Origin of the sequence: Flavobacterium sp. KBS0721, from assembly GCF_002007065.3 — a bacterium.
Taxonomy (GTDB): domain Bacteria; phylum Bacteroidota; class Bacteroidia; order Flavobacteriales; family Flavobacteriaceae; genus Flavobacterium; species Flavobacterium piscis.
In genome coordinates this window covers 789336-812560 of sequence record NZ_CP042170.1, presented here as the reverse complement: position 1 = coordinate 812560, position 23225 = coordinate 789336, and the positions used below count along the sequence as shown (strand labels likewise).

At 33.1% G+C, this 23225-nt stretch carries 20 protein-coding genes; 12 read left to right on the top strand and 8 right to left on the bottom strand.

Going from position 1 to position 23225, the window contains the following annotated elements; translation table 11 throughout:
• Positions 1-96 precede the first annotated feature (96 nt).
• The gene (locus tag B0M43_RS03830) at positions 97-648 is read right to left on the bottom strand and encodes a CvpA family protein (RefSeq protein WP_078006995.1); all 552 of its coding nucleotides are present in this window, start codon (positions 646-648) and stop codon (positions 97-99) included.
• Positions 649-1040: 392 nt separating this feature from the next.
• Here B0M43_RS03830 and B0M43_RS03825 point away from each other — a divergent pair, with 392 nt between their 5' ends.
• From B0M43_RS03825 to B0M43_RS03810, 4 genes are all read left to right on the top strand, one after another.
• Complete coding sequence (locus B0M43_RS03825; protein WP_078006785.1) at positions 1041-1397, top strand: hypothetical protein; 357 nt, start codon at positions 1041-1043, stop codon at positions 1395-1397.
• A gap of 174 nt (positions 1398-1571) precedes the next feature.
• Complete coding sequence (locus B0M43_RS03820) at positions 1572-2021, top strand: hypothetical protein (protein ID WP_246860193.1); 450 nt, start codon at positions 1572-1574, stop codon at positions 2019-2021.
• Positions 2022-2106: 85 nt separating this feature from the next.
• The gene (pheS, locus tag B0M43_RS03815; RefSeq protein ID WP_078006787.1) at positions 2107-3126 is read left to right on the top strand and encodes a phenylalanine--tRNA ligase subunit alpha; all 1020 of its coding nucleotides are present in this window, start codon (positions 2107-2109) and stop codon (positions 3124-3126) included.
• A gap of 117 nt (positions 3127-3243) precedes the next feature.
• Positions 3244-3651, top strand: coding sequence for a hypothetical protein (locus B0M43_RS03810; protein ID WP_065448758.1), 408 nt, complete (start codon positions 3244-3246; stop codon positions 3649-3651).
• Between the two features lie 184 nt (positions 3652-3835).
• Here B0M43_RS03810 and B0M43_RS03805 read toward each other — a convergent pair whose 3' ends face one another.
• From B0M43_RS03805 to B0M43_RS03785, 5 genes are all read right to left on the bottom strand, one after another.
• Positions 3836-4975: a cytochrome-c peroxidase gene (locus B0M43_RS03805; protein WP_078006996.1), complete on the bottom strand. Its 1140-nt coding sequence runs from the start codon at positions 4973-4975 to the stop codon at positions 3836-3838.
• A gap of 2 nt (positions 4976-4977) precedes the next feature.
• Positions 4978-6576 (bottom strand): DUF6850 family outer membrane beta-barrel protein, encoded by a 1599-nt coding sequence (locus B0M43_RS03800; RefSeq protein ID WP_078006788.1) that lies wholly within the window; start codon positions 6574-6576, stop codon positions 4978-4980.
• Between the two features lie 11 nt (positions 6577-6587).
• Positions 6588-7895 (bottom strand): DUF4876 domain-containing protein, encoded by a 1308-nt coding sequence (locus B0M43_RS03795; protein ID WP_078006789.1) that lies wholly within the window; start codon positions 7893-7895, stop codon positions 6588-6590.
• A gap of 16 nt (positions 7896-7911) precedes the next feature.
• Positions 7912-10584 (bottom strand): TonB-dependent receptor domain-containing protein, encoded by a 2673-nt coding sequence (locus B0M43_RS03790; protein WP_078006790.1) that lies wholly within the window; start codon positions 10582-10584, stop codon positions 7912-7914.
• Between the two features lie 399 nt (positions 10585-10983).
• Positions 10984-11979 (bottom strand): NAD(P)H-dependent glycerol-3-phosphate dehydrogenase, encoded by a 996-nt coding sequence (locus B0M43_RS03785; RefSeq protein WP_078006791.1) that lies wholly within the window; start codon positions 11977-11979, stop codon positions 10984-10986.
• Positions 11980-12162: 183 nt separating this feature from the next.
• On the opposite strand from B0M43_RS03785, the gene B0M43_RS03780 reads away from it, so the two are divergent.
• The gene (locus tag B0M43_RS03780) at positions 12163-14652 is read left to right on the top strand and encodes a toxin-antitoxin system YwqK family antitoxin (RefSeq protein WP_078006792.1); all 2490 of its coding nucleotides are present in this window, start codon (positions 12163-12165) and stop codon (positions 14650-14652) included.
• A 256-nt stretch (positions 14653-14908) separates the two neighbouring features.
• Here B0M43_RS03780 and B0M43_RS03775 read toward each other — a convergent pair whose 3' ends face one another.
• Positions 14909-16066: an iron-containing alcohol dehydrogenase gene (locus B0M43_RS03775; RefSeq protein WP_078006793.1), complete on the bottom strand. Its 1158-nt coding sequence runs from the start codon at positions 16064-16066 to the stop codon at positions 14909-14911.
• 164 nt (positions 16067-16230) lie between these two features.
• Positions 16231-16992, bottom strand: coding sequence for a type 1 glutamine amidotransferase domain-containing protein (locus tag B0M43_RS03770; RefSeq protein WP_078006794.1), 762 nt, complete (start codon positions 16990-16992; stop codon positions 16231-16233).
• Between the two features lie 85 nt (positions 16993-17077).
• Between B0M43_RS03770 and B0M43_RS03765 the strand changes: the two genes are divergently transcribed.
• The 7 genes from B0M43_RS03765 to B0M43_RS03735 all read left to right on the top strand — a co-directional run bounded on the left by B0M43_RS03765 (position 17078) and on the right by B0M43_RS03735 (position 23219).
• The gene (locus B0M43_RS03765) at positions 17078-17983 is read left to right on the top strand and encodes a LysR family transcriptional regulator (RefSeq protein WP_065448750.1); all 906 of its coding nucleotides are present in this window, start codon (positions 17078-17080) and stop codon (positions 17981-17983) included.
• Between the two features lie 190 nt (positions 17984-18173).
• On the top strand, positions 18174-18866 hold the full coding sequence (locus B0M43_RS03760) for an NUDIX domain-containing protein (RefSeq protein ID WP_065448749.1): 693 nt from the start codon (positions 18174-18176) through the stop codon (positions 18864-18866).
• 75 nt (positions 18867-18941) lie between these two features.
• A complete protein-coding gene (gene prs, locus B0M43_RS03755; RefSeq protein ID WP_078006795.1) occupies positions 18942-19769 on the top strand; it encodes a ribose-phosphate diphosphokinase in 828 nt (275 codons plus the stop codon).
• Positions 19766-20584 carry a TIGR02452 family protein gene (locus tag B0M43_RS03750; protein ID WP_078006796.1) on the top strand — a complete coding sequence of 273 codons (819 nt, stop codon included), beginning with the start codon at positions 19766-19768 and terminating at the stop codon, positions 20582-20584. Before prs ends, B0M43_RS03750 begins: the two co-directional genes overlap by 4 nt.
• Before the next feature lie 179 nt (positions 20585-20763).
• A complete protein-coding gene (locus B0M43_RS03745; protein ID WP_078006797.1) occupies positions 20764-21099 on the top strand; it encodes a hypothetical protein in 336 nt (111 codons plus the stop codon).
• A 2-nt stretch (positions 21100-21101) separates the two neighbouring features.
• The gene (locus B0M43_RS03740) at positions 21102-21977 is read left to right on the top strand and encodes a hypothetical protein (protein ID WP_078006798.1); all 876 of its coding nucleotides are present in this window, start codon (positions 21102-21104) and stop codon (positions 21975-21977) included.
• 159 nt (positions 21978-22136) lie between these two features.
• Positions 22137-23219 (top strand): adenylosuccinate synthetase, encoded by a 1083-nt coding sequence (locus B0M43_RS03735; RefSeq protein ID WP_078006799.1) that lies wholly within the window; start codon positions 22137-22139, stop codon positions 23217-23219.
• Positions 23220-23225 lie beyond the last annotated feature (6 nt).

Sequence of the window (23225 nt, the reverse complement as noted above, 5' to 3'; positions counted from 1 at the left end):
GGACTTAATTTCTTTTGAAAACTAATGTCATCCTGAGCGAAGTCGCAGGCTTGTTTTATATAAAGGGCTTCGACTTCGATCAGCCTTACAATTCAATTATTCCTTTTCAGTAGTAGTTTTATTTGACTTCTCTTCAGAACTTTTAGCATGTTCTTTAAAAGTATCGTACCATTTCTCAATTGAAGGATAAACAAAAGCCGCTACTTTTTTAATCGGATTATAAAAATAATACTTATCGAGAGTTTCTTTTTTAGCAAAAGTTTCATTGAAGTTCATTTTCTCAAAAAGAGCAATAAAAATACTCATGATCAGGATCGTTTTTAAAATTCTAAAGAAACCTCCACCCAATTTGTTTGCCCATCCCAGAAAAGCAAAATCAGCAATTCCGGTAAGGATTTTGGCTAAGAAATAAACGCCAATTACGACCAGAATAAAAGTCAGGATAAAAGCCGTAACCTGAATCGTGTTCGGATTCCACGAAACATGTTTCATGATGAGTTCCTTCATAAAAGAAGAGAATTTAATAGCAATATAAATCCCCAACAATAACGAAATAAAAGAAGCGATTTCTACAAAAAGACCGTTCTGGATTCCTTTATATAAACTAAAAGCCAAAAGAGCGGCAACAATAATATCAAAAAAACTCATGTTTTCTGTTTTCATTTAATTATGGCGCAAATATAAAAGAATTATCTGCTTTCGGCGGGCAAAGTTTTTGAGTAAGTTTTGATAGCCCACAGATTAAACGGATTAAACGGATTAGCACAGATTAAAAATAGTTTAATGATTTAGGCTGAGGTTTTGTTTATATAGTGTAGGATATACAGCACAAAAAAAGAAACCTGCGTTAATCTGCTGAACCCGCTAAATCCGTGGCCCATTTATTTATCATGTATGAGAAATCTTTAATTTTAGGTCTTTGGATTTGAACTTCCTATCTTTGCAAAGACAATTTTAGAGTTTAGATTGAAGATTTTAGATTTTAATGTATCGCAAATCAGTAATCTAAAATCTAAAATCAACAATCTAAAAACACATTAATGTCCAGAGATACACAACTAAAAGAGCGATGGGAAAAGCTCGTCGATATACTATCTAATCAGTTTTCGCAAGGAGAAGACTTAGATTTAGATGCCATAATTTACCTAATTGGAGTTCAGGAACTCGGAAAAGTACACCGTGAATTCAAAAAAGATGAAAAATTAAACCTGATGCACATCGCCATTTGTCGATTATTAGAGCCTTACGGGTTTTATGAATTCGATTTTTTTGATGCTGAAGGATGGCCGCATTACAAAGTAAAAGAAGAATTACCGGCACTAAAAGCAGGAGAACAATCGGTTTTGATGAAAGAAGCCATTGTGAATTATTTTTTAGAAAGAGAACTTATTGAATAGTTTTTTAGTTTTCAGTCGCAGTCTCAGTTTTCAGTGCCAATTAAACTGTAAACTGAGACTGTAAACTGAGACTGAAATCTGAAAACTGATCAAAAGATGTGTAGATATGCAATGGTTTCTTATAAACCGCATTATGCTTGTTTTAATTGTCGAAAGACATTTAAAAGAAGATTGATGAATGACATACAAAGAGGTGAAAAATCAGTTCAGGAAGCAAAATGTCCGGAATGCGGGGACTTAATGGCGAGTATGGGACTTGATTTTGAATCGCCCAAAAAAGATGATCTCAAAAAATGGGAACATATGAAAAGTTTGTATTCTGTTGGAATCGCTTTTCATTCCTGTGGCTGCAGCGGACCGGGTTATATTCCTAATTCTAAAGAAAAGATAATCGAGTATTTCGAAGATTTAAAAACGACTTATCTTAAAAATATAGAGTTTTGGCGCTCCAGAACAGAACCAACAAATAAAATCGAGAAAGATAAAGAATGGAATAAAAGCTGGGCTGAACTGGGTAAAGTAGCATCAAAACATAAAAAAGAAATTATTAAAAACGAGGAAGGAATAACTTTTTGGCTGGAAAAAGTGAAACAAATAGAACATAAAATTAGTTTGATAAGATAGATTCATGAATTTGAAAGGAAACTTTAAATTTTAGAACTCATACTTAGAACAAAATCCTTAAATTTGCACCTTCAAAGTAAGATCGATGATAGACAAGATAAAACAACATATAGAGGAAGCTAAAGCCTTTAATGATAAAAATAAAGAATCCTTAGAGCAATTCCGTATTAAATATTTGGGTAGTAAAGGGTTGTTGAAAGAACTTTTTTCAGAGTTCAAAAATATTCCAAACGATCAGAAAAAAGATTTCGGACAAGTAATAAATACTTTAAAAGCTGTAGCTGAAGAGAAAGTTCGTCTTATTCAGGAAGAACTGGAGAGCAAACAGGAAGTAAAAGGAATGTTTGGCGATTTAACGCGTGCTGCAGAACCGGTAATTATTGGTTCACGTCACCCGATTTCTATCGTTAAAAATCAAATTATAGATATTTTTGCCAATATTGGTTTCAACGTTTCCGAAGGTCCGGAAATCGAAGACGACTGGCATAACTTTACAGCGTTGAACTTACCGGAATATCATCCGGCGCGTGATATGCAGGATACATTTTTCATTCAGACCAATCCTGATGTGTTGTTGCGTACGCATACATCATCTGTTCAGGTGCGTTATATGGAAAACAATAAACCGCCAATCCGTACGATTTCTCCGGGACGTGTATTTCGTAACGAAGCTATTTCGTCACGTTCGCACTGTATTTTTCACCAAGTTGAAGGTTTATACATTGACAAAGATGTATCTTTTGCCGATTTAAAACAAACATTACTTTATTTCACTAAAGAAATGTTCGGAAAATCGAAGATTCGTTTACGTCCGTCCTATTTCCCTTTTACAGAACCAAGTGCCGAAATTGATATCTATTGGGGTCTGAAAACCGAAACCGATTACCGTATTACAAAAGGAACCGGTTGGTTAGAAATTGGAGGTTGCGGAATGGTAGATCCAAACGTTCTTAAAAATTGCGATATCAATCCGGACGAATACAACGGTTTTGCTTTCGGAATGGGAGTAGAGCGTATCGCGATGTTATTGTACCAAATTGGTGATATTCGTATGTTCTACGAAAACGACGTTCGTTTCTTAGAGCAATTCAAAGCCAATATTTAATTTTTAGAAATTAGATTGTAGATTTTAGATTAATTTTTGAAAGATATAATTCTCATTAATACAATAAACCTTTGTTGAAGTTTAGACTTTGACAAAGGTTTTTAAAATTTAATAAAAATGAAAGCAGATATAACAATCCCGGAAGTAGAAAACGTATTTATTGCCGCTGTTCAGGAATGGAGCGACGATTTTATGGAGAAAGTGTGGTACGCTTATTTGGTAAACGACAGCGACTTTAATTTAGACAGCGTAATGGTCGTTTCTAAAGCATTTGGAACGATAGATGGCGAAATGAAAAAGACTTCGGTTTTACGTCACGCATTTGTTGAGGTTCCCGCAGTTTCGGTAGTAAAAATCGAAATGGTCGAAAAAAGTTTACTGGTTTTAAACAACGAATTCATGGTAACTTTCTTTATCGATAATAAACTGTACGACAAGAAATTCATTTTCAAATCAAACCTAATCAACGAGAACGATACAGAAGAAGTGCCGATTTTGTTTGTTGAGGGGGTGATGGTGAAGTAGGGAAAATAGAAAATAGAATATAGAGAATAGAAAATAGAATATAGAGAATAGAAAATAGAATATAGAGAATAGAATATAGAAAAAGAGTCAAGACGAAATTAAAATTAGTCTTGACTCTTTTTTTATTCTCAAAGTATAAAAGTCTATTTTCTTTATTCTATTATCTATCTTCTCTTAAAAAAAACTACTGCGGTAATTCCGGCGGGCGCATTTTATAAGCACCGGTTGATAAACTACTTATAAAAGCTTCCAAAGCATTTAATTCTGATTGGTTCAGTTTTAATTTTTGAATTAATCTGGAAGTTGTCGGGAATAATGTGTCGTTCGCTTGACTTTCTTTTCTTTTAGGTTGAGGCATTCCTGCATTATACATATTCAAAACACCACGCAAATTCGGGAATAAACCGTTGTGCATATAAGGCGCGTTTTGGGAAACTCCTCTTAATGATTGCGTTTTAAATTCGCCTACATTTTCGGCTTTTCCGGTTACGTTATATCTGCCTAAATCTTCATATTCTCTTCCGTAATAAGTTAGACCAATATTGTGGAATTTATTATCAGAGAAATTAGCTGTATTATGGCAATTGATACAACGTGCTTTGGTTCTAAACAAATGCAAACCTTCAACTTCTTTATTAGTTAATTGAGTAGAATCTCCTGCAACAAATTTATCAAATCTGCTTTTCGGGCTTATCAAAGTTCTTTCAAAAGTAGCAATGGCTTTTAAAATCTCGGTCTGAGTTAGTTTTTCTTTTCCAAACGCCTTTTGAAAATAAGGTTTGTATCCTTTTATTTTATTCAGTCTTTTTGTAGCCAGATCGATATGGAAGTTCATTTCTTTGGTATCTTTTATAGGAAAGCTTGCCTGATCTTCAAGCGTTATCGCTCTTCCGTCCCAGAAGAAAACTTTCGCATAAGCGATATTCATTAAACTCGGAGAATTTCTAATTCCTTGTAACCTTCCTTCTCCATACGAAACTCTTCTGGCATCGCCCCAATTCAGTTCAGGATCATGACAATTGGCACAGGAAATCTGTCCCGATTTTGATAATCTCGGATCAAAAAAGAGAACTTTACCCAAAGCGGCTTTTTCTTCTGTATAAGGATTGTCTTCCGGAAATTCAGGTTGGCCCAGAGTTCCTATATCTTCAAAACCTTGCGCATATACAAGTGAATCTACTTCTGGTTTTGGCCATTTTTGATAATCACCACTGCTGTATAATCTTTTTAATTCGGAAATAGAAAGCGTTGGGTTAATCTTAGCATAAGAAACGATAATAAGTGATAATACCATTATCCCAATGGCAATAAACTTTGTTTTCATTTTTAATAATTTAATTGTACACCACATTGAATCCAATAAGTAGTATTGGTATTGATAATGGCGTTGTAGTCATTTTGTTTTTTTAGTGCTATTTTTTCTTTAAAATTGGTAAAGAAAACCACTGTTTTGTTGTTTTTTACCGGATAACTGTATTCTAAACGTAAGGCAGGAGCAAAATAATTTGTGGTACTCACGACATAATCATGAATAATGACTTCGTTTAGAAAAGCAGCATTTGTGCCACCGGAAGTATCGTAATATTCTAATTTTGACGGAAGCGGGAAATACATATTAAAACTTACGGTGGAGTTTAATTTACTTTTCCCAAATGAAAAATCCCTGCTTCCAAATATCCCTGTATTAAGCGAGTTTATTTCAATATCATTTGTCGCCATAATATCATTGTATTGGTTTTGCTGGTAAAGAACATCTAATCCAAATAGATAATCAATATGCGAGCCTGTTTTTTGTGAAACAGCACTTAACCAACTAATTGCATTTAAACTGTTTTTATAATTATAGCCGTTGTTTTTTAAATCATAATTTTGAGCCTTGCTTTTGTCAAATTTCAATGTTGTTTTTATTTCTTTTTTATCCCATTTATGCAAAGCAAATAGCTCAGCATGATTGGTAGTTGTTTTAATAGTCAGCCTTTCGTTATCTGGATTGTCAAAAACGTCGCTGTAGAAATTGTTATCTGATTTTTGGTTGTAATATAAAACAGTAAACTTGGTGTTATTAGTACTAAAGTTATAACCTAAGCCCATTTTGTTTTGATTTTCCTTATAAAGAAATCGTGTACTGTTGTAATAATTAGACTTGAAATAATTAATAATTCTTCCGTACCCTGTATTAAATCGCAAATAAGTATCCGGATTGCCCTCTACATTAGAATGTGTATCCTTGTATTTGTATGAAAAATCTTTATCAGATCTGGAATAATCTACCAGAGCAAAAATTTTATGGTTTTCTTTCAACTGATATCCCAGCTGTAATTCTCCTCCAATTTTCCTTGAAATAATTTCAGGCCTCGGATCCAGATTTCTACTGTATTTTCCGGTATTGTAATTAAGTTTTGCAGCAATTGATATGTGATTGGTAATATCCTTAGAAAGTCCCCCGCTAATTTTATATTCCTGATTGGTCCAGTTTGCTTTTCTTGGAACATAAAAATAATGAGGAAGAATAACCTCTTGCTCTTCAGAACGATCATCAGAAAGTACCCATCCCAAATTTTTTTCATCTGTTTTTTTAAGGGATAAATTACCAAAAAAATTCCATTTTGATTTTGTTGTATAATACCCCTGAGCCAAAAATTGATAAGAATTGATTTCATTCGCGATCTGTTTTCTGGCAAATTGATTTTTTTGATATTCATATGATAGTTCTGTAAAAGTGAAATCTTTGATATGCTTTTTGGTATAATTTACAGGATATTTGAATATTTGATTTTTAAGCTGGGCATCAATAACATGATTGGTTACAATTATAGTATCCTGAGCTTGTACTGAAAAATTACTAAAAATAAATAAAAGAAGTAATGCCCAATATTTCAGGGCATTACTTTTGGTATTATTAAGTGTAACAGTTGTGATTTTCATTAATGAAAATTTTAGTTAAATCCTCTTGGATTTGCTTTTGTTTCTACAAAATCATTAGTCGAATTATTGGTGTCCTGTAAAATAATTCTTCCTCCAATTGTTGTTTTTGTCTTTCTCATCACAGATTTTGAAGAATAAGAACCACTTGGCAAATAAGTGTTTCCTCCATCTACTTGTGCAGGCAGCTTTTTTGGTACAAGACCAGATCCTAAATCTTTTGTAAGCTCAACACCGTCTGTAATTATTGTACTAGGAATCTGTAAATACAAATTCTTATCGCCTTTAGGATTTTTGTATTTTTTTAGACTTGCAAATTCAGCAGTATTCATATTAAAAATTGCAAAAGATTGTCTTCCGCTTGGATCCAGAATCAAGTCATTATTTCCATTCCCCCAATATGCAATTCCTAAATCTGGTACTGCAGGATTTTGAATGTCAAATTGATAAAGATCACCAGAATAAGTTCCTAAAAATGCTTCAAAATCTGCAGTACTTAAATCAACCGTTAATTCAGGACTTAGTATGCTTACCGATTTTCCTGTATTGTCTATATAGTTCGATTGGTGGTTAATAGCATTTTGAGCAATCACAATACTTTTTCCTGGCTGTATTGGATATTGTGTGCCGTTTCCTGGAATTTGTACAACATTAGAAGCGTATACATAATTTTTGTTTGCATCATCACCTATTGTCATTTCTTCAGATTTACTCCAGTCAAATTGACCTGTAGAAAGTGTATAAGCAAATACTGTTGTAACATTGGTACCATATAATTGCGCGATATACAATCCGTCAGCATATTGTGTTGTATTTGAATTGTTGTAAATTTCAATAAACTGATCTCTAAAAACAGCCCCTTTTTTGGTGTCAGAACCACCATAGTAAATTTGTTTAATTACAAAGTCACCTACTTTTGATGTTTTCATTGTAATATTTATTGGAGTAGTTTCTGTGTTTACCACTAAGCTTGCTTCGGCACCATTAAAATTCACTTCAGTTTCAGTTGGGGTATAACCAAAAGTCTCTGTAAACTCTTGAGAATGCATTACTTTAGTAGCAGAAACTGAATATATACCAGGCAAAATCTGATTGAATTGTGCAATACCATTATTGTCACTTTCTACAGTGTATTTATTTCCTGTTTCGTTATTTACAATAAGAACAGTTGATTTTTTTGTTGCAAGATTATTGAATGTGTCATCATATTTAAGCGTTATGGTTAGGTTTACAAGTTTTAACGCCTCGTCGTCGTTATTGCTGCAGGATTGTATTAATAACCCTAACATGAAAGTTATAGTAATAAGGAATTTTTTTTTCATGGTATATATATTTAGTTTAAAATTGATAATTAAGACTTGCTCCAAATGTAAGCGGGGCAATATTAGATAATACTTTCAAGCCGCTTGTGTCGTAATAATAAGGTTTGAGGTTTAAAAAGTTGGTAGAATAAAGCGAAACGCTGAAACCATTTAAAAAATCCTTAGAAACTCTCAAATGAAAATTATGAAGGACGTTTTGAAGTTTGCTCTGTGTTTCACTTGGAATTCTTATCAGATGTCCGTATTTCTGAATATTTGTTCTGTCTTCAACCGGAATTTCATGATATACAAGTTCAGTATCTAGGTATCCGTTTAAGAAATTGCCTGTTGGCGATTTGGAATTTCGTAATAAAACATGTTCACTTCTCACGCTAACAAGCAAGCCAACAGCCGGAATATGATAGTTAAAATTAAAGCTTGTTGTAAAATTATCCATCCAATAGTTTTTTTTATCATATACGCCGTATAGTTCAGTTGAAAGAAGACTAGATGAAGGATAATATTCTTTTACGTATGAAAAATCTTTTGTAGAGGTATAAGAAGCATTCATACTTATATCCAGATTAAGTGCTTTTATTTTTTTGAAATTGATGGTTGTTTCCAAACCTTTATCTTCTGAGCTGCTGTTGTTTGTTATTGAGTTGCTCATGTAGTAAAACTTTTCAGTTCCGTTAATTTCATAAGTTGGAATCTCAGTTCCTGTAACGATAATCTGTGCCTTTGGAATTATTTTATAAACCGGAACCTGCTGGCCTGAAAAACCATCAAAGAGTTTGTTGTAATATCCTGTAAAATTGACAGAAGCAAATGGCAGTTTAACATCTAAACCAACTTCTGTTCGATAGGATTTACTGGGTTTTAAGTTTAAATTATCACCAGGAGTTATAACGGTTTGTATCCAGGCTTTTTGATAAATTCCGGGATAGGTATAAATTCCGCTTCCTACTAGTTTATCAAAATAACGGTCGCCTGTATACAACTGGTTTAGTGATGGTGCTTTTGATGATATCCCTCCTCCGGCGCGTAATCTGAATGTTTTATTAAGGGTATAAGATGAATTTATACGGGGCTGTAAAGAAATACTTCCCATTTGATTGTCAAATCGTAGGCCTAAGTCAACATTTAAAAGTCGATTATTTTCAAATTTTTTAAATATTCTGTCTTCAAGGTAAGCAGACGTCTGATATTCTGTTTTTGTTTGATCGAAGTCATAATCTCTGTAAGCAAGAGTACCTGATCCTTCTTTTCCAAGTGTGTAAAGATTAAATAATCCCGTAGCAGCATTTTTTCTTCCCTCTCCTTTATTGGAACTTATTCTGTTTGAAATTCCAAAAACCAGACTATGGATCCAATTGCTTTTGTTGGTCAAAGTTTTTGTCGTTTCCAGTGTCACAAATGTCGAAATAGGAATACCTTCTACGGTACTAATACTCGTGTACTGCGAAGGAACAATGATAGCTTCGTGTATGCCTTCCTCACGACTATCGGTCGCAGCTGAAGTGTATGTGTTAAGCCATCTTTCTCTACGGGTAAATTGTCGGTCATAACTCAAACTTGCGTTGATATTAATTCCATCTACCCATAAATTTTTAGGTTTCCACATTAAATTATTCGATATAGAAAATCCTTGCTTTTCATTTTTTACTATAACGGCCGTAATATCGTCCGGATCACTCTTTGCATCATCGAGATTCATTCTAAAAGAGGTACTTACCGTATTTTTTACAGTAGCATCGTTGTTTTTATACTGCCAGGATATATTTCCGTTTACCCTTTTAAAATTTAAAATGTTATCTCTAGGGTCAGCTTTAGAATCCAGATAACTAATGCCGAAATTCATGGAGTTATTAATGTTAAATTTCACTCCTTTGGTTAAATTAAGCTGAGATGTTGCATCTCTTATCGATGCAGAAATACGATATGGACTATTCCCAACCTTTGTCGTTATTAAAACAAGTCCAGAAGTCATATCGCCATATTTGGCAGAAGCAATTCCCTGAATGACTTTTATTTCTTCAATATTATTAGTGGATATCTCTCTTAAATCGACTCCTTTATTGGTATTCGTAAAAGTGTTAGTTTTTGTACCAAAAGAATCGCCAAGACCCGAATTGGGATTAAAGGCCTGCATATTCTCATTATTTGAAATTGGAATATCATCCATAACAAAAGAAGTTCCAAAAGCTTTGGTTGCATAAGAAATTGAGGCTTCTGACGCCGTACGAAAAACAATATTTTTAAATTGATTTAAATTAAAATCTGTAGTGGTCTGCCCAGGAAGCTGTTGTAAAACATCATCAAGAGAAAAAGCCTGAACGTTATTGATTGCATTTGTTCCCAATGTTAATTCAGAATATTTTCTTTCCTTTTCGGCAGTAACAACTACTTCTTTTAAGTGTAATGTATTGTCTTCTAAATAAACTGTAATATAGTTTTGATCATTTTTTACAATTTCGTTTATGTCTTTTTTTCCAAGAATAGAAAAATTTAGTTCAACGTCCTGATAATAAACAAGAGTGATTTTAAACTTTCCATCCTTGTCAGAAATCGTCCAATTATCTGTTTTTGTATCCCGAATAAAAACTCCCGATAAAGAAGTTGAGGATTCTTTATCTATAACTTTACCCGTAATCACTCTTTGGGAGAAAACAGAACCCGAAATAAGAAGGAAAAATAAAATAAAACGCATTGTCTTTAATTAGAATCAATAAAAATAATGCGCAAATCTATCAATAATTCTTTGTGAAGCAATGGAAAATAAGAAGATTGTAAAATTGTAAATGTCTCATTTGTGAGAAAAGCAGCTTCACTGAGTTTCTGAAATTTTGATTTATCTTATTGATAAACAATAGATTAATCTTTTGATGGTTTTGTAAGTGTAAAGACTTAACTTTTTTTTGGTAAGATGTAGGTTTGATGTATTCTGAAGCAGAATATTTCTTGTTAATTCGCGTGGTTCTGCTTTAGATTTTAAAAATGGAGCATAAAAAAAAAGAGTCAGGAACTTTATATTTCCCTGACTCTTTTTTTACTGTAGTAAAATATAGTCTTTAAACTGCTATTGAAAACTGTTACTGCGAATGAAAAATTAATCTAATGATTCAGTCAGTTTTTTAAATACCGATTTAGCATCTTTTCCGTCATATAAAATAGCATAAACGGCGTCGATGATTGGTGTTTTAGCTCCGTAACCCTGATTGAGTTTATAAGCGCTTTTGGTAGCATAATAACCTTCGGCAACCATACTCATTTCCATCATGGCACTTTTTACGGTATAACCTTTACCAATCATATTCCCAAACATTCTGTTTCTCGAAAAAACAGAGTATCCCGTAACCAATAAATCGCCTAAATATGCCGAATCATTAATATTACGTTTCATTTTATGTACTTTTTTGATGAATTTTTTCATCTCGCGAATTCCGTTACTCATCATAACCGATTGAAAGTTATCTCCGTAACCTAAACCGTGAGCAATTCCGGCAGCAATGGCGTAAATGTTTTTAAGCATTGCAGCATATTCAGTACCAATAATATCATCAGAAATTTTGGCTTTGATATAATTTCCGGATAATGTTTTAGCAACCACTTTGGCTTTTTCCGGATCGCCACAAGCAATTGTCAGGTACGAGAGTCTTTCTAAAGCTACTTCTTCAGCGTGACAAGGACCTGTAATAACGCCAATGTTGTAATACGGAATGTCGTATTGAATATGAAAATGTTCTCCAACAATTAAACTTGTCTCAGGAACAATTCCCTTAATAGCCGAAAAGATGATTTTATCAGACAAAGAAACTGTTAAGTTCTTTAATTCAGCATCTAAGAAAGCAGAGGGAATAGCAAAAATTACATAATCTGCGTATGCTACAGCTTCGTTTATATTGTTCGTTAATTTAAGTTTTGAGGTATCAAATTCAACCGAACTTAAATAATTTGGATTGTGTTTGTATTTCTGAATGTGCTCGATCGCAGCATCATTGCGCATATACCACGCAATTTCTGAAAGATTTACACATAACATCTTTGCAATTGCCGTTGCCCAGCTTCCTCCTCCAATTACTGCAAATTTTAGATTTTCGCTCATTTTTTTAATAATTTAAAACAAAAGTACTTAATAATGCAGTAATATCACAAAATCTGATTTAAGAAATTAAAATTGATGGTTAAGATCTAAATGTCATAAGTTGAATTTTGTGTACTATTTTTTATCTTTAAAAAATTAAATGAATTCAAAAAAGCCTTACATTCGGTGAAATTTCTTTCAAATATGACAACTAAAATTTTCAGCATTATTTTGATTTTGACAAGCAGCTTTTCTTTTTCACAAAATGGAGATCGTATTTATTATGATAAAGACTGGAAAGAAACTTCTAAAGAAAATGCTTCTTTTTATAGAATTAAACCATCAAAAAAAATAGGTAATCTGTTTTTAATGGAAGATTTCTACAGTAATAAAACACCTCAATTTCAAGGTTATGCTTTGCAAAGCGACGAAAATAGTTATGTTGGAGATATTGTCTGGTACGATGAAAAAGGTTTCGATACATCGGTTTATCAATACTATAATAAGACTGCCGTTCCTGTTTTGACTTACTATTATCCTAATGGAAAAAAACGTAAAACCGCTGAATATAAAAATGGTAAAAAAAACGGATTTTCGATTGTATATCATCAGGACGGAACTGTTTTAATGAAAGGTAAATATCTTAACGGTAAACCGGTTGAAGGAGATTTCGAAGAAGTCAGAAACTGGGATGATTACAGAGAGAATAAGTTGGATGAAGAAGCTTATCAGGAGCAGACCGAAGTTATGGTTGAAACGGCACCTGTAATGGTTGAAGATTATCAGGCTGGAACTAAAAAAAAGGTTATAACGAAAATAGTGAAGAAAAAAATATTCTGGATTAACTCAAAACAATTGGCCCAGGAAACGTGGTATGATATTGAGTACGACCGAATGCATCCTTTTAAACAGATAAATTATGATGCGACAGGAAAAGTACTGCAAACCATCAATCAAAATGATTTTGAGGAATACGGTAGTGAGATTTCAAACGGTATTTCTTATGAATACTATACTCAAAACAAATTTGCCATATCTGTCAAGTCAAAAACAGCTTATAAAGAAAGACAGAAACTTGGAGAAGAAATTAGATATTTTTCAAACGGTAAGATTCAGGAATCTACTAAATATTTAGATGGCGAAAAAATTGGCGATGAGATAGTATATAATGAAAATGGAACTGTAATGACAAAACGAATCTATAAAAAGGGAGAACCTTTTGACGGTAATTTTGATGAGAATTTTTCAGGAAGTTTGTTTGTTAATACCAACTATGTAAATGGTATAATAGAGGGAGAGGCAATTGCAAAAAAACAAGAAAATGATAGTATTGTGGCAACTGGTATTTATAAAAATGGTAAACCCTATAACGGAACATTTATTATAGAAAACGGAAAAGACCGTCATGAGTTAATTCGTATTGTAGATTTTAAGAAAAACGGATTGCAAAAAGTTTTTAGTTATAATATAGATAATGTTCTTGAAACCTATACTTGCGTAAATGATGTTCTAAATGGTGAAACTATTTTTTACGACAGCGGTGAAGTTACCGGAAAACTGGAATATAAAAACGGTTTGCCATATGAGGGGAAATTAGTAGAAGCTGAAAGAACCACGATCTACAAAAAAGGAGCAATTGCTGAGGAAATCTTTTATAGAAATAAATATGAAAGAACCGATGAAAACAATATTTTAAAATCAAAACATTATACAAACGGAAAACTCTCAAAAATAGACGATCGCTCTTTTACCCTTGCAGAAAAAATGCAGGATTCTTATGAAGGAATTTATAAAGATGAAAAACCTTATTCGGGCTATTTTTCAGCAGATCTCAGAGAGTTTAATTATGTCGATTATTATGAAAATGGTACAAAAAAGTATCAGTATTCAAACAATTATCTGGAAAATCTCGAAAAATATCAATACCCAAATTACGATATAAAATCGACTTACAAAGAAGGGAAAATAGTCGACGGTCCTGAATACATAAAACAAGACAGACAGTTTATTTCGAAATATTGGAAAAATGGAGTTTTAAAGAGTTTTGATTTTGATGTTTTTGCCATGCATTATTTTAATCGTTATCATTTTGAGTTAAAAAACAATGCTATCGAACTTGAGGAATTTAATAATAAAGTAAAAGGAAAAATCGTCTTAGAAAAATCAGGCAATAGGAATATCGGGAAATTTAGTATTGATGATAAGGTGCTTGTTGTTAGTTCTTTATTAGAAGTTAATGACGTCGCTCCTCTGGAAACCGGAAGTGTTTTGTATTTTGAAACCAACGATAAAATAGAAGCAAAGTTATTTACGACAATAGAAGGAAACGATGAAAAAAGACGAGATTCTGAGATTTTTAATACTGTTTTTACTTTGTACATGGACCATAACAAAACGATCGAAGAAAACTTTAATTTGATCGCTGAAAAAATCTCTTCAGAAAAAGATGTTGAATTGTTATTTGGCAATGAACCAAAAGGAAATATGATCGCTGGTCTGAGGCTTAATCAAGCAAAAAAACCGGAAATAGGAACTCTGATCCTGAAAAATAAAAACAATTTGTATGATTTGCAATTATTTTTGAAAGGAAAAATTTTAGAAGAAAAAAAGAATGTTGACCTTAAAAATGTACAAACAGAGATTAAAATATTGAATGAAAGATTACAAAAGAAAATGAATGAAGACTTTAAATAAGCTGTTTTCTGTAATTTTAAAAGATGATTAAAAAAATAAAAAATTATTTTTAATTATACACAATAAAAATAAAACCACTACGTTATAACTACTTGTAAATTAGAATTTAATGAGTTTAGCAAAAATTGAGTTAGTTAGTTTTGTTTTAGTATTGTAAAAAGGCGTTCCTGAAAAATTCAAGAACGCCTTTTTTTTTAGTTTTAAGTTTACAGTTACAGTTTACAGTTTGAACTGCAACTGAATACTGTCACTGAAACTAGTAACTCATCTCAACAATCGATTTTACCTTATCCAGAGTAATCAATTGTTTTTCTCCTAAACCTTTCCAGCCTCTTTTGTCGAAACGATTTACAATAAAATCTGCCGTTTTGCCGTAATCCTCAATGTATTGAGACAGTTTAGTATCCATTCCCATAGTATGGAAAAATTCAACAGTTTTGTTGATCGCTTCTTTCGCTACTTTGTCATCAGCACCTGTTAAGCCGAAAATTCGTCTTCCGTATTGGGCCAATTTTTCTTTTTTGGTTTCAAACATCACCTCGTATAAACTTGGGCCAATAATTGCCAAAGTTCTGGCGTGATCAATTCCGTATAAGGCAGTTAATTCGTGACCAATCATATGCGTTGCCCAATCAGACGGAACACCTTTCTGGATCAATCCGTTTAACGCCATTGTACAACTCCACATAAAGTTAGAAGCCAAAGCATAATCAGTAGGATTTTCAACTACTTTTGGACCTACTTCAATTAATGTTTGAAGAATTCCTTCGGCAATTCTATCTTGTAAATACCCTTCGTGCGGATACGTTAAGTATTGCTCCATTACGTGAGTATAGGCATCTACAACACCATTTTGCAATTGTCTTTTTGGTAAAGAAGCAATCACGGTTGGATCGCAAATAGAAAATTGAGGAAACATTGCGCTTCCGCCAAAAGCCAGTTTTTCCTGAGTTTCGGTAATGGTAACCACAGCTCCTGAATTCATCTCACTTCCTGTTGCCGGTAAAGTTAAAACAGTTCCAAAAGGCATTGCATTTTCTTTAATCAACAAACGTTTTTGCAAAATATCGATCGGATTTCCGTCAAAGTTTACGGCCGCCGAAATAAATTTCACTCCATCAATAACAGATCCTCCACCAACAGCCAGGATAAAAGTAATTTTCTCCTTTTTGATTACTTCTACAGCTTTCATTAAAGTCTCAAAATGAGGATTTGGTTCAATTCCGCCAAATTCAACAATATCAAAACCTTTAAGATTTTTGATTACCTGTTCGTGAATTCCGTTCTGAAAAATACTTCCGCCACCATAAGCCAATAAGATTTTAGCATCTTTTGGAACCAAAGTCGAAAGTTTTTCTATTTGTCCTTTTCCGAAGATTAAATTCGTCGGATTATATAATTCAAAGTTTAGCATGTCTTTTTAAGTTTCTGAGATGCTAAGTTTCTGAGGTTCTAAGTTTTTTTTCAAACTTAATATTCAAAATCTCAACATCAATTTTTATTTTCTTTTTAATTTTGATTGACTAATCGCTAAGTTGCTAAAATCTTAGAATCTTAGCAACTTAGAACCTTAGCATCTTATTTTAATTTCTCCAATAATTTACCTGCAACAAGCTTAGACGAAGCCGGGTTTTGACCTGTAATCAAAAGACCATCTTCTACAGCATATGGTTGCCAGTTTGCAATTTTCGAGAATTTAGCACCATTTTGAGTCAAAGCATCTTCTAATAAAAACGGAACAACTTTAGTTAATCCAACTGCTTCTTCCTCTTCATTGGTAAAACCGGTTACTTTTTTTCCTTTTACTAAAAATTCACCGTTTACTTTTACGTTTTTCAAAACTGCCGGAGCGTGACAAACAAATGCTACAGGTTTTTTGTGTGTATAAAAAGATTCGATTAAAGCAATTGAGTTTTTATCTTCTACTAAATCCCAAAGTGGTCCGTGACCTCCAGGATAAAAAACAGCATCATAATCTTTTTGATTAATGGTCGAAAGTTTAACGGTATGTTTTAATTTTTCCTGTAATGTTTTATCGGCATCAAAACGTTTTGTATCTTCAGTTGCAGATGCAGGATCGGCGCTTTTTGGGTCAATTGGCGGCTGACCTCCAAGCGGAGTTGCGATGGTAATTTCAACTCCCTTATCTAATAATTCATAATAAGGTGCAGCAAGTTCTTCTGACCAAAATCCAGTTTTTTCTCCTGTATTGCCCAGTTTATCGTTACTGGTTACAACAAATAATACTTTTTTCATACTTTTTTTATTTGTTTTTTGAGCTATAGCGGTTGAGCTAAAAGCTGTTAAGGTTATAATTGCGAGTAATGCTATTTTTTTCATAAGTTTAAATTTTCATCAAATTTACAGCTTAAGTGATATTTGTAAAAATAAAATAAACTATGTTTGTTATAAATAAATTTATGTCATGGTAAATCTCGAATGGTACAGAACATTTAAAGCGGTTTATAAAAACGGAAATTTTTCTATCGCTGCAAAAGAGTTGTTTATGAGCCAGCCTGCAGTGAGCCAGCAAATCTCTATGCTGGAAGCTCATGTTGGAAATAAATTATTTAACCGAAAGTCAAAGGGCGTAGAACCAACGGAATACGCTAAGTTACTGAATAATTTAATCATTGATGCACTCGATCGTCTTGAAAATGTAGAGAATACATTTAGGGCAAAAGCCGAAGATGCAAACCGATTAATATCGGTGGGAATTTCTAAAGACCTTTTTAATTGTATTGGGAATTTGTTAATCGCTAAATTTGATTTAATCGATTTTACTTTTGCCGATAATGATGCACTTTTTGCGCTTGTAGATGCCAAAAAACTTGATTTTGCGATCACGACAAAAAGGTTTGATACGTTTGACACTATTTATGAAATCGTCGGAAAAATTAAATTGATCATGGTCGCGCCGATAAATTTAGATGCAACAGAATTTCGTCAGAAATTAAAAGCAGACAATTTTACGGACTTAGAGTTATGGCTCAATGATCAAAAATGGTACAGTCACGATGCCAGAATTCCGCATATAAAATTATTCTGGCTACATGCCTTTAATAAAAAACGTCCATCAATGGTGCCTAATTACATTATTCCATCAGAATCTGAAATGCTCAGAATGCTGGCTGATAATGAAGGAGTAGCCATAACCTGGAATTGTAACGCGAGAAAATATATCAAAGAAAATAAACTGCAATTATTGTGGAATAGTTTTCACGTACCGGAAGAATACGTTTATTTACTGAGTGCCAAAAACAATAATCTGAATTCATTTTTTGATATTATTTCTAAAGAATTGAAGTTGTTTTTTGGTAATAGATTATAATTTTTTTAGCCACAAAATCTTTTTTTTTGGCCACGAATTCCACGAATTAGTACTAATTTTTTGTGGTTAAAAAGTTAGCCACAGATTAAAAGATTCTCACAGATTCGAAATCATTTTTAATCTTTTAATCTGTGGCAAAATAATAATTCGATAAATTAGTGCAATTCGTTGCAAACTCTTTTTTTAAGTTATGGAAAATTTACAAAATATTAGAATCGCCGTTGATGCCATTGTTTTTGGATATAAAAACAACGGTTTATATGTTCTTTTAATCGAGCAAAAATTTGGTTCAGCCGATAAATATTGGGCTTTACCCGGTGGATTGGTAAAAAATGATGAATCTTTGAGTGATGCTGTAATTCGGGAATTGCACGAAGAGACCAATGTTCAGCTTACTTTTATGGAGCAGCTGTACACTTTTGGCGATGATATTCACAGAGATTCCAGAAATCGTGTTATTTCGGTTGCGTATTACGCTTTAGTTGATGCTTCGAATCTTGAAATTAAAGCCGATACTGATGCAGATAAAGTACAATGGTATAAAATTGACGAAATTCCTTCTTTGGCATTCGATCATAATTTAATTATTGAAAAAGCCATTTTAAGATTAAAAGCAAAACTGACTTACGAACCAATTGGTTTCGATTTGCTTCCGGCGGAATTTCTGTTTTCAGACCTTGAAAATCTTTATTGTACCATTTTAGAAAAAGAAATCGACCGACGAAATTTTAGAAAAAAAATCCTCAGTTATGGGTTTTTAGAAGAAACAGAAAAATTTTCACCCATAAAAAGCGGTCGTCCGGCAAAATTATTTCGATTTAATAAATTGAAATACAATGAGTTAATTGATAAAGGCTTTCACTTCGAAATAAAGTTTGCGTAATTTTTACACAAAATAAATTGTTTATTTAAAATTTAATTCTACATTTGCGTATAATTAACGCAAACTATAAAAACTATGATACTTAACCTAGACCCACAATTCGCTCCATTTCAAAATCAGGAAGAAATCAAATTTCAAAGTTTTACATTTTCTGGCGGAGAACCTCACATTAAAATCAATCCGGATTTTGATACAACTCAAAAAGTAACCATCACACATAGATTAAATTCATTCAACGATTTGGGTTTATTGTGTATTACAGTAGATGCTTTGCGCAGAATGGATGTTAAAATTATCGATTTGTTTATTCCGTATTTTCCGGCTGCAAGACAAGATCGTGTCATGATAAAAGGAGAACCGCTTTCTGTAAAAGTATATGCCGATATCATCAACGCACTTCAATTGAATAAAGTTTTTGTTTTTGATGCGCATTCTGAAGTTACTCCGGCATTGGTAAACAATTGCGAAGTGATTCCGAATCATACTTTTATTCAACAAGTTCTAAAAGTTACAGGCGAAAACGTAAAATTGATTTCTCCGGATGGTGGCGCTCTTAAAAAAATCTACAAAGTGTCTGAATTTTTAGGCGGAGTTGATGTAGTAGAATGCAGTAAGAGCAGAGATGTAAAAACAGGAAGATTATCTGGATTTAAAGTTTACGAAGACGATTTAAACGGCATAGATTGTTTAATTGTAGATGATATTTGCGACGGCGGCGGAACTTTTGTTGGCTTAGCCGAAGAATTAAAAAACAAAAATGCCGGAAAATTATACTTAGCCGTTAGCCACGGAATCTTTAACAAAGGTTTTGAAGTTTTAGATTGTTTCGACAAAATATTCACAACCAACTCTTTTAAAGATTTTGACAACGAAAAGGTTGAGGTTGTAAAATTAGAATTATGAATAAAAATTACAGAGTAGAAATAGCCAATAAAACCTTAGAAATCGTAAAAAATGGTTTTTATGAATACAAAGGAAAGAAGATTGTTATAGAAAAAGAACTCAAAGAATCGATACAAGATACGTTTACAATTGCGCCAAACGATTGGGATGCAATCCTGAAAACGCCAATTTCAAATACGTTTGAAACAGAAATTGTCACCAAAAACTGTTCTACAATTGAAGCCATTGCTGAAGAGAAAAACGGCAAAATCTGTATTTTAAATTTTGCTTCTGCAAAAAATCCGGGCGGTGGATTTTTAGGAGGCGCTTCGGCTCAGGAAGAAAGTCTGGCCAGATCTTCAAACCTGTATGAAACGCAAATCAAAGACAAAGCGATGTATGACTTTAATAGAAATCAGTCTTCGTTTTTATATTCAGATTACATGATTTATAGTCCGAATGTTTTGTTTTGGAACGATGATAATGGAAATTATTTTGAAAAACCATTTGTCGCAGACGTAATTACAGCACCTGCACCAAATAAAGGCGCGATGCTGCAGCATAACCGAAAAGAAGAAATTGCTGAAACAGAAAAGGTGTTAAAAAACAGAATGGATAAAGTTTTGGCAATTGCATTAAAACAAAAAAGCGAAACATTAATTTTAGGAGCATGGGGTTGTGGGGTTTTTAGAAACGAACCCAAAGATGTAGCACAATTATTCAAAGAAATTATTGCAGAAAAATACGCAGGCGCTTTCAAAAAAATAGTTTTTGCAGTATTTGACAATTCTGAAAAAAAATCAAATTTTAAACAATTTGAAGTGATATTAAATTAAGTTTCAAGTTTCAAGTTTCAAGTTTCACGTTCTATCGTTAACTTGAAACAAGAAAAACCTGAAACCTGAAACAAAAACAAAAGCTATTAACCGTTTCAAGTTTAAGATTCCAAATTTCAAGTTCAGTGCACAACCTGAAACCTGAAACAAAGAAAACCTGAAACAAAACCACAAAAGACATGAGTGATGATTTAAAACCAAGATTTATTGAGTCTTTAAGAAGAAACAATGATCAAATTAGAGAAGACAGAGCCAAAACCATTGGTGAAGATTCTGAATTAATATACAGAAGAAGAGTCGAAGATATCGAACTAAAAATAAAAAGACTCGAAAGAGAGCAGGAGGGCCTTATCGATATTAGTCCGCTTGACAAGAATAGTTTGACTTTTGCCGACTTTCAACCGGAAGCATTTGTGCAAAGAGATATGGAATTATCATTAACAATCAGAAATTTAAATATTCAGTTTGAAGTGACAAAAAAGAGATTCGAATATTTATTTGGTAAAACATTTTAGTTATGGGAGGTACAAGATACGATTTAGGCGCTCGTTTGAGCAGAGCTACAGCAGCAGGTTACGGATTTAAATCTGCAAGTGAGATTTTCGTTCAAAATCAATTAGGAATGGCACACGAATCTATGAATCCAAATGGCATTACGTTTAGAGAAGCCAGAGATTCTGAAGTGCATCCCAATACAGTTCCAATTATTTTAGGATTGGATGTTACGGGAAGTATGGGACATATTCCGCATGAATTGATCAAAGACGGATTACCAAAATTAATGGGCGGAATTATTCAGGGCGGCGTTCCGGATCCGGCACTTTTATTTTTAGGAATTGGAGATCACGAATGCGACAGGTTTCCGCTTCAGGTTGGACAATTTGAATCTGGTGATGAAGAACTGGATATGTGGTTAACGAGAACTTACATTGAAGGTGGTGGCGGAGGAAATGCTGGAGAAAGTTATCTTCTGGCGTGGTATTTTGCCGCTTTTCATACCAAAACAGATGCTTTCGAAAAAAGAGGTCAAAAAGGATTGTTGTTTACCGTTGGTGACGAACCAAATTTACCAACGCTTCCGGCATCTGCTATAAAAGAGATTATGGGTCAGGGACAGCAAACGTATACGTCTCTTGAATTATTAAAAGAAGCTCAGAAACGTTACGAAGTGTATCATATCAGCGTATTACATTCTGATCAGGCGGTAAGAGCAAATGTGGCCTGGAAAGAATTACTGGGCCAAAATTGTTTGTCTATCGAAGATCACAAAGAAATCCCGAATGTAATCAAGAAAATCATTTGCGAAAAACATAAAAATTCAGGGTCAGGTTTAGGAACAATACCAGTTTCTGACACAAAAGACACAGGTTTAGATAATATAGAAATGCTTTAAATTAAACACATAGAAATGTAGATTTAATTAAAAATTGAGAATTAAAAATTAAAAATTTTTGAAACCGCATTTCACATGGTGCTATGAGATTTATTATAAGTGAAATGCCTTTTTAGATTCTGCAAAGCTATGTCTCTATGTGTTTAAAAAAATATTAAAATGAAAACAGCTCAAATAGTTATAGGTTTAGGATTTGGTGATGAAGGAAAAGGAATTACAACAGATTTTCTGGCGAAGCAAAATCCTGAATCTATAGTTATTCGGTTTTCAGGAGGACAACAGGCGGCGCATACCGTAATGATTGGTGATAAAAAACACGTTCATTCAAGTTTTGCCAGCGGAGCACTTCGCGGTTTGCCTTCTTATTATAGCGAACATTGCACGATTCATCCCGTTTTTTTATTTAATGAAAAAGAAGAACTCGAAGAAAAAGGAGGAAATATTGCACTTCATATTCATCCGTTAGCCAAAATAACAACTCCGTTTGATGTTTGGCAAAACCGAAACAACGTAAGAAATCTGGATCACGGAACTTGTGGAAAAGGCGTTGGAGCGACAATGAAACGTAATGAAGGTCAGTACAAACTTTACGCCATAGATTTGATCGCGCCAAGACAAATGCTCTTAGAGAAACTGCAAAAAATCGCTTATTACTACGGTTTTTTAAATGAAAGTGAAATCGATACAGAAGTAGATCATTATTTGGAAATCATTGATAAAATAAAATGGAATATCAGCGATTACAGTTTTTTAGAAAACTATTCAAATTTGATTTTTGAAGGAAGCCAGGGAATTCTTCTCGACATGGATCATGGTGTTTTTCCAAATGTTACGTATGCCAATACAACATCCAAAAATGCAATTGAAATCTGTCAGAAATTAAAAATAGATGATGTTGAGGTTTATTATGTTACCAGAAGTTATTCAACAAGACATGGAAGCGGCTGGATGGCAAATGAAAGAGAATTAAAATTAAAAAATAACGAAGAAGAAACCTGTGTTTACAATGATTTTCAGAAAGAGTTAAGAACGGGAGATTTAGATTATGAGCTATTAAATTATAGTTTAAAGTTGGATGCCGCTTACAGTTTTAATGCAAAAAGAAACTTGGTGGTAACCTGCATGGATCAGATCGAAAAAGATTATGAGTTTGAAAACTTAACAACAGCGTTTAAGGAAATCTACGGATCATTTTCACCCGATTCTAAGGATTTCAAACAGTTAACTTCTTTGTTCCAATAAAGAAAA

Excerpts from the sequence above, each read along its gene's own strand:
- B0M43_RS03830 (WP_078006995.1), bottom strand. The coding sequence starts at position 648 with ATGAGTTTTTTTGATATTATTGTTGCCGCTCTTTTGGCTTTTAGTTTA.
- B0M43_RS03825 (WP_078006785.1), top strand. The coding sequence starts at position 1,041 with ATGTCCAGAGATACACAACTAAAAGAGCGATGGGAAAAGCTCGTCGAT.
- B0M43_RS03820 (WP_246860193.1), top strand. The coding sequence starts at position 1,572 with ATGAATGACATACAAAGAGGTGAAAAATCAGTTCAGGAAGCAAAATGT.
- pheS (WP_078006787.1), top strand. The coding sequence starts at position 2,107 with ATGATAGACAAGATAAAACAACATATAGAGGAAGCTAAAGCCTTTAAT.
- B0M43_RS03810 (WP_065448758.1), top strand. The coding sequence starts at position 3,244 with ATGAAAGCAGATATAACAATCCCGGAAGTAGAAAACGTATTTATTGCC.
- B0M43_RS03805 (WP_078006996.1), bottom strand. The coding sequence starts at position 4,975 with ATGAAAACAAAGTTTATTGCCATTGGGATAATGGTATTATCACTTATT.
- B0M43_RS03800 (WP_078006788.1), bottom strand. The coding sequence starts at position 6,576 with ATGAAAATCACAACTGTTACACTTAATAATACCAAAAGTAATGCCCTG.
- B0M43_RS03795 (WP_078006789.1), bottom strand. The coding sequence starts at position 7,895 with ATGAAAAAAAAATTCCTTATTACTATAACTTTCATGTTAGGGTTATTA.
- B0M43_RS03790 (WP_078006790.1), bottom strand. The coding sequence starts at position 10,584 with ATGCGTTTTATTTTATTTTTCCTTCTTATTTCGGGTTCTGTTTTCTCC.
- B0M43_RS03785 (WP_078006791.1), bottom strand. The coding sequence starts at position 11,979 with ATGAGCGAAAATCTAAAATTTGCAGTAATTGGAGGAGGAAGCTGGGCA.
- B0M43_RS03780 (WP_078006792.1), top strand. The coding sequence starts at position 12,163 with ATGACAACTAAAATTTTCAGCATTATTTTGATTTTGACAAGCAGCTTT.
- B0M43_RS03775 (WP_078006793.1), bottom strand. The coding sequence starts at position 16,066 with ATGCTAAACTTTGAATTATATAATCCGACGAATTTAATCTTCGGAAAA.
- B0M43_RS03770 (WP_078006794.1), bottom strand. The coding sequence starts at position 16,992 with ATGAAAAAAATAGCATTACTCGCAATTATAACCTTAACAGCTTTTAGC.
- B0M43_RS03765 (WP_065448750.1), top strand. The coding sequence starts at position 17,078 with ATGGTAAATCTCGAATGGTACAGAACATTTAAAGCGGTTTATAAAAAC.
- B0M43_RS03760 (WP_065448749.1), top strand. The coding sequence starts at position 18,174 with ATGGAAAATTTACAAAATATTAGAATCGCCGTTGATGCCATTGTTTTT.
- prs (WP_078006795.1), top strand. The coding sequence starts at position 18,942 with ATGATACTTAACCTAGACCCACAATTCGCTCCATTTCAAAATCAGGAA.
- B0M43_RS03750 (WP_078006796.1), top strand. The coding sequence starts at position 19,766 with ATGAATAAAAATTACAGAGTAGAAATAGCCAATAAAACCTTAGAAATC.
- B0M43_RS03745 (WP_078006797.1), top strand. The coding sequence starts at position 20,764 with ATGAGTGATGATTTAAAACCAAGATTTATTGAGTCTTTAAGAAGAAAC.
- B0M43_RS03740 (WP_078006798.1), top strand. The coding sequence starts at position 21,102 with ATGGGAGGTACAAGATACGATTTAGGCGCTCGTTTGAGCAGAGCTACA.
- B0M43_RS03735 (WP_078006799.1), top strand. The coding sequence starts at position 22,137 with ATGAAAACAGCTCAAATAGTTATAGGTTTAGGATTTGGTGATGAAGGA.